Genomic DNA, 6,033 nt, shown 5'->3' on the forward strand with positions numbered 1-6,033 from the left:
ACCCGTCCTGATGGCACGGCCCGCGTTAGCCGAACAGTCTGGAGAGACGCTGGAGCACCAGCAGGGCGCTGTAGTAGTCAAGACGGAAGGTCTCGGTGCCCAGCGGGTAGACGCGTTTGCCTGCGACCGCCGGGAGATGCGCCAGCAGCGGGTTGGCGTAGATGGCATCCGCATCTTTCTGGTCGCCGGCGAACAGGAACAGGCTCTGGCCGTTCAGACCGGCCGCGAGGTTCTCCCCGCCCAGCTGCACGATATCGTGGCGTTTACCCTGGCTATGGCTGGCGGGCAGGCCGCCCGGCAGCGTCGCCAGGCTAAAGCCCAGCTGTTCGAGCATCTGCCCCTGGGCCGATGCCGGCGTCCAGATATTGGCGCTGTGCGCGGCGGCGGTATAGACCAGGGCGGTCACCGGCTGCGGCGGCAGTTTCATTTTTTCTTTTAACGAAACGAGCTGTTTATTGAAGTCGGCAATGCGCGCGCTGGCCTGCTGCTCATGGCCGGTGATCTGCCCCAGTTGGGTGAGCAAGGTTTGCCAGCTTTTATCGTCATAGTTGATGACCAGCGTCGGGGCGATCGTTTTGAGCTGATCGTACAGCGGCAGGGCAGAGTCGCCGCCGGTGGCGCTCACCAGGATCAGATCCGGCATCTGGGCGGCCACCGCTTCCGCGCTTGGTTCGCCGATGTACAGCCGTGCCAGCTTGCGGGCTTTGGCGACCTCGCTCCACTGACGCAGAAAGCCCTGACTATCGGCGACGCGGTTGTTCGGCGTGGTCGCGCCGCTGGCGACCACCGGGGCGTCAATCGCCAGCAGCGAGCCGGTGAGGGTCACGCTGGTGGAGACAATGCGCAGCGGCTGGCTCGGCAGGGTGTGTGTCCCGTAGCTGTCGGTGACCTGGCGCGGCCAGTCCGCCGCCTGGGCTGAGGTAATTCCTAAAAGCAACAGCATGCCGGTCAGCGCACCGCGGCGGCAGAAAGAAAAGAAGTTCACGTCATCGCATCCTGATTCGAAAGGTAATAAATGCGTCTCATTTTCAACTTTGCGTCAGCAGGATGCAAGCCAAAGTGGCGCGCAATGACGTAACGCGGTTGACATGGCGGGCAATACCTTTTAGGTTAGCCAACCAAAATACAAATGATAATTATTCGTAATATATTTATCGTTTTTGGAGGATGATATGGAAACGTCACTGGCTGAGGATGTACAGAAACACACCCAGACCCTGTCTCCGGACAGCTTCTTCTTTATGTCGCCGTACCGCAGTTTTAGCACCTCCGGCTGCTTCCGCCGCTTCTCACAGCCCGCTGTCGGCGGCGATGCGCTGAACGGCGAGTTCCAGCAGCAGCTGGCCGCCGCTTTTGCCGACGCCCGCGCGGCGGGGATCCGCAAGCCGGTGATGGTGGGGGCTATCCCGTTCGACACCTGTCAGCCTTCCGAGCTCTATATCCCCGAGCGCTGGGAAGCGTTCTCCCGCCCGGAAAAACAGCGTTCCGCCCGCTACGCCGCGCCGCTGGAGACAATGGAAGTGGTGGAGCGCCGGGAGATCCCGGAGCAGGACGCGTTTTTAGCCATGGTGGAACGCGCTGCCGCGCTGACCGCCACCCCGGAAGTGGACAAGGTGGTGCTCTCAAGGCTTATCGATATTACCACCCGCGACCGCGTCGATAGCGGCGCGTTGATGGAGCGACTGATCGCCCAGAACCCGGCGAGCTTTAACTTCCATGTGCCGCTCTCCGACGGCGGCGTGCTGCTGGGCGCCAGCCCGGAGCTGCTGCTGCGTAAAGACGGGCCGCGCTTCAGCTCATTGCCGCTGGCTGGCTCCGCCCGTCGTCAACCGGACGATGTGCTGGATCGGGAAGCGGGCAACAGGCTGCTGGCATCCGGCAAAGATCGCCACGAGCACGAGCTGGTGACCCAGGCGATGAAGAGCGTGCTGGGCCCGCGCAGCAGCCAGCTGTCGCTGCCGGCATCGCCGCAGTTGATTACCACCCCAACGCTCTGGCACCTGGCAACGCCAATCGAAGGCACCGCGCTGGCGCAAGAAAACGCCATGTCGCTGGCCTGTCTGCTGCACCCGACCCCGGCGCTGAGCGGCTTCCCACACCAGGTGGCGAAGCGCCTGATTGCCGAACTGGAACCCTTCGACCGTCAGCTGTTCGGCGGAATCGTCGGCTGGTGTGACGATGAAGGCAACGGCGAATGGGTGGTGACCATCCGCTGCGCGCGTCTGCAGCAGCGTACGCTGCGCCTGTTTGCCGGCGCGGGAATCGTTCCGGCCTCCTCGCCGCTGGGCGAATGGCGCGAAACCGGCGTCAAACTGACCACCATGCTTAACGTATTTGGCTTGAATTAAGAGGCAAGGATGATTGCATTTACCCGTTGGCCGGAAGAGTTTGCGGCCCGCTATCGTCAAAAAGGCTACTGGCAGGATCTGCCGTTAACCAATCTGATCACCCGTCACGCGGAAAACGACGCCGTGGCGATTATCGATGGCGAACGGCAGATTAGCTACCGCCAGTTTAATCAGCTGGTGGACAACCTTGCCTGCTCGCTGCAGCGCCAGGGACTGAAGCGCGGGGAAACCGCGCTGGTGCAGTTGGGCAACGTCGCCGAGTTTTACATCACCTTCTTTGCGCTGCTGCGCATCGGCGTCGCGCCAGTGAACGCGCTGTTCAGCCATCAGCGCAACGAGCTTAACGCCTACGCCGCGCAGATTAAACCGGCGCTGCTGATTGCCGATCGCGAGCACGCGCTGTTTGCTGACGATAGCTTCCTCCATGCGTTTATCGCTGAGCATCCTTCCCTGCGCGTCGCACTGTTGCGTAACGACGGCGGCGAGCGCGATCTGGCGACGGAGATTAACCGCCCGGCGGATAACTTTGTCGCCAATCCAACCCCTGCCGACGAAGTGGCCTTTTTCCAGCTCTCCGGCGGCAGCACCGGGACGCCGAAGCTGATCCCGCGCACCCATAACGATTACGACTACAGCATCCGCCGCAGCAACGAGATCTGCGGGATCAACGCTGAGACGCGCTACCTCAACGCGCTGCCGGCGGCGCATAACTATGCGATGAGTTCCCCGGGTTCGCTCGGCGTCTTCCTCGCCGGCGGGCGGGTGATCCTCGCTGCCGACCCGAGCGCCACCCTCTGTTTCCCGCTGATTGAACAACATCAGATTAACGTTGCCTCGCTGGTGCCGCCGGCGGTCAGCCTGTGGCTGCAGGCGATCCATGAATGGGGCAGCAATGCGCAACTGCAATCGCTGGAGCTGCTGCAGGTCGGCGGCGCGCGCCTGTCGGCGACCCTCGCCGCGCGCATTCCGGCGGAAATCGGCTGCCAGCTGCAGCAGGTGTTCGGCATGGCGGAGGGGCTGGTGAATTACACCCGCCTTAACGACAGCCCGGAGCGGATCATCCATACCCAGGGCTGCCCGATGTGCCCGGACGATGAAGTGTGGGTAGCGGATGCCGACGGCAACCCGCTGCCGCGCGGCGAAGTGGGCCGCCTGATGACCCGCGGGCCGTACACCTTCCGCGGCTACTACAACAGCCCGCAGCATAACGCAGAAGCCTTTGACGCTGACGGGTTTTACTGCTCCGGCGATCTGATTTCGATCGATGAAGACGGGTATATCACCGTCCAGGGCCGGGAAAAAGATCAGATCAACCGCGGCGGCGAGAAGATCGCCGCTGAAGAGATCGAAAACCTGCTGCTGCGCCATGAGGCGGTGATCCACGCCGCGCTGGTCAGCATCGAAGACAACCTGCTGGGCGAGAAAAGCTGCGCTTATCTGGTGGTGACCTCGCCGCTGCGCGCCGTCGCGGTGCGCCGCTTCCTGCGCGAGCAGGGGGTGGCTGAATTTAAACTGCCGGATCGCGTGGAGTGCGTTGCCGCGCTGCCGCTGACGCCGGTGGGCAAAGTCGATAAAAAACAATTACGTCAGTGGCTGGCCGAAGGCAAGCTGGGCTGAAGGAGAACAGAGAATGGCAATCCCTAAATTACAGGCATATGCGCTGCCGGAAGCCAGCGATATCCCGGCGAACAAAGTCAACTGGGCCTTTGAGCCGTCGCGCGCCGCGCTGCTGATCCACGATATGCAGGAGTATTTCCTCAACTTCTGGGGCGAAAACAGCGCGATGATGGAGAAAGTGGTGGCCAATATCGCCGCCCTGCGCGACTTCTGCAAACAGAACGGCATTCCGGTGTACTACACCGCCCAGCCGAAAGAGCAGAGTGATGAAGATCGGGCGTTGCTGAATGATATGTGGGGGCCGGGCCTGACCCGCTCGCCGGAGCAGCAGCAGGTGATTGCCGCGCTGGCGCCGGATGAAGACGATACCGTGCTGGTGAAATGGCGTTACAGCGCATTTCATCGCTCGCCGCTGGAGGAGATGTTGAAAGAGGCCGGCCGCGACCAGCTGATCATCACCGGCGTTTATGCTCATATCGGCTGCATGACCACCGCCACCGATGCTTTCATGCGCGATATCAAACCGTTCTTTGTCGCCGACGCCCTGGCGGACTTCAGCCGTGAAGAGCACCTGATGGCGCTGAAATACGTCGCCGGCCGCTCCGGCCGCGTGGTGATGACCGAAGAGCTGCTGCCGCTGCCGGCCTCCAAAGTGGCGCTGCGCGCGCTGATCCTGCCGCTGCTCGACGAATCCGACGAACCGCTGGATGATGAAAATCTGATCGACTACGGTCTGGATTCGGTGCGGATGATGGCCCTGGCCGCCCGCTGGCGCAAAGTGCACGGCGATATCGACTTCGTGATGCTGGCGAAGAACCCGACCATCGACGCCTGGTGGGCGCTGCTCTCCCGTGAGGTGAAATAATGGCGGCGCTGGATTTCCACGGCCAGACCGTGTGGGTGACCGGCGCAGGTAAAGGGATTGGCTATGCCACCGCGCTGGCTTTCGTCGAGGCCGGGGCTAACGTCACCGGTTTCGACCTTGCCTTTGACGGCGAAGGTTATCCGTTTGCCACCGAAACGCTGGACGTCGCCGATGCCGGTCAGGTACGCGACGTGTGCGCGCGGCTGCTCAACAACATCGAACGACTGGACGTGCTGGTGAACGCCGCCGGGATCCTGCGCATGGGCGCCACCGACCAGCTGAGCGCGGAAGACTGGCAGCAAACCTTCGCGGTCAACGTTGGCGGCGCGTTTAATCTGTTTCAGCAGACGATGGCCCAGTTCCGCCGTCAGCGGGGCGGGGCGATCGTCACCGTCGCCTCCGATGCCGCGCATACGCCGCGTATCGGCATGAGCGCCTATGGCGCCTCGAAAGCGGCGCTGAAAAGCCTGGCGTTAACCGTTGGCCTTGAGCTGGCAGGCAGCGGCGTGCGCTGCAACCTCGTGTCGCCGGGCTCCACCGACACCGATATGCAGCGCACCCTGTGGGTCAGCGACGATGCCGAGCAGCAGCGGATCCGCGGCTTCGGCGAGCAGTTTAAGCTCGGCATCCCGCTGGGCAAAATCGCCCGCCCGCAGGAGATCGCCAATACCATTTTGTTCCTCGCCTCTTCTCACGCCAGCCATATTACGCTGCAGGATATTGTGGTTGATGGCGGCTCGACGCTGGGGGCGTAAATGGCCTGGAAGCGAGAGCTCACGCTGGCGGCGCTGAACGCCAGCAGCGAAAACACCATGGTGGCGCATCTTGGCATCATCTACACCCGACTGGAAGCGGGGCTGCTGGAGGCGGAGATGCCGGTGGATGCGCGCACCCATCAGCCGTTTGGCCTGCTGCACGGCGGCGCCTCCGCGGCGCTGGCGGAGACGCTGGGCTCGATGGCCGGTTGGCTGATGACCGAAGAAGGGCAGTGCGTGGTGGGCACCGAGCTTAACGCTACCCACCATCGTCCGGTCTCCAGCGGGAAAGTGCGCGGCGAATGCCGACCGCTGCATCTTGGCCGCCAGAGCCAGAGCTGGGAGATAGTGGTGTATGACGAGAAGGGGCGGCGCTGCTGCACCTGTCGTCTGGGCACCGCGGTGCTGGGCTAAGAAGTCGCTGTTTCCCCGGCTTGCGCTACGCTTA

The 6,033-nt window shown here is 62.8% G+C and carries 6 protein-coding genes; 5 read left to right on the forward strand and 1 reads right to left on the reverse strand.

What is annotated here, in order from left to right; genetic code table 11:
* Positions 1-25 precede the first annotated feature (25 nt).
* On the reverse strand, positions 26-943 hold the full coding sequence (gene fepB, locus N438_RS05425; protein WP_165818794.1) for a Fe2+-enterobactin ABC transporter substrate-binding protein: 918 nt from the start codon (positions 941-943) through the stop codon (positions 26-28).
* Between the two features lie 229 nt (positions 944-1,172).
* Between fepB and entC the strand changes: the two genes are divergently transcribed.
* From entC to entH, 5 genes are read left to right on the forward strand one after another with little or no spacing between them, the layout of a single operon-like run.
* On the forward strand, positions 1,173-2,348 hold the full coding sequence (entC, locus tag N438_RS05430) for an isochorismate synthase EntC (RefSeq protein WP_008805585.1): 1,176 nt from the start codon (positions 1,173-1,175) through the stop codon (positions 2,346-2,348).
* Positions 2,349-2,357: 9 nt separating this feature from the next.
* A complete protein-coding gene (gene entE / locus N438_RS05435; RefSeq protein ID WP_008805586.1) occupies positions 2,358-3,965 on the forward strand; it encodes a (2,3-dihydroxybenzoyl)adenylate synthase EntE in 1,608 nt (535 codons plus the stop codon).
* Between the two features lie 13 nt (positions 3,966-3,978).
* Complete coding sequence (gene entB, locus N438_RS05440) at positions 3,979-4,830, forward strand: enterobactin biosynthesis bifunctional isochorismatase/aryl carrier protein EntB (protein ID WP_008805587.1); 852 nt, start codon at positions 3,979-3,981, stop codon at positions 4,828-4,830.
* Positions 4,830-5,585 carry a 2,3-dihydro-2,3-dihydroxybenzoate dehydrogenase EntA gene (gene entA / locus N438_RS05445; RefSeq protein ID WP_012068428.1) on the forward strand — a complete coding sequence of 252 codons (756 nt, stop codon included), beginning with the start codon at positions 4,830-4,832 and terminating at the stop codon, positions 5,583-5,585. The genes entB and entA overlap by 1 nt, the downstream gene beginning before the upstream one ends.
* A complete protein-coding gene (gene entH / locus N438_RS05450) occupies positions 5,586-5,999 on the forward strand; it encodes a proofreading thioesterase EntH (protein WP_008805589.1) in 414 nt (137 codons plus the stop codon).
* Positions 6,000-6,033 lie beyond the last annotated feature (34 nt).

The organism is Klebsiella sp. GL120222-02 (assembly GCF_003097195.1).
Lineage (GTDB): Bacteria > Pseudomonadota > Gammaproteobacteria > Enterobacterales > Enterobacteriaceae > Klebsiella > Klebsiella variicola.

Excerpts from the sequence above, each read along its gene's own strand:
- fepB (WP_165818794.1), bottom strand. The coding sequence starts at position 943 with ATGCTGTTGCTTTTAGGAATTACCTCAGCCCAGGCGGCGGACTGGCCG.
- entC (WP_008805585.1), top strand. The coding sequence starts at position 1,173 with ATGGAAACGTCACTGGCTGAGGATGTACAGAAACACACCCAGACCCTG.
- entE (WP_008805586.1), top strand. The coding sequence starts at position 2,358 with ATGATTGCATTTACCCGTTGGCCGGAAGAGTTTGCGGCCCGCTATCGT.
- entB (WP_008805587.1), top strand. The coding sequence starts at position 3,979 with ATGGCAATCCCTAAATTACAGGCATATGCGCTGCCGGAAGCCAGCGAT.
- entA (WP_012068428.1), top strand. The coding sequence starts at position 4,830 with ATGGCGGCGCTGGATTTCCACGGCCAGACCGTGTGGGTGACCGGCGCA.
- entH (WP_008805589.1), top strand. The coding sequence starts at position 5,586 with ATGGCCTGGAAGCGAGAGCTCACGCTGGCGGCGCTGAACGCCAGCAGC.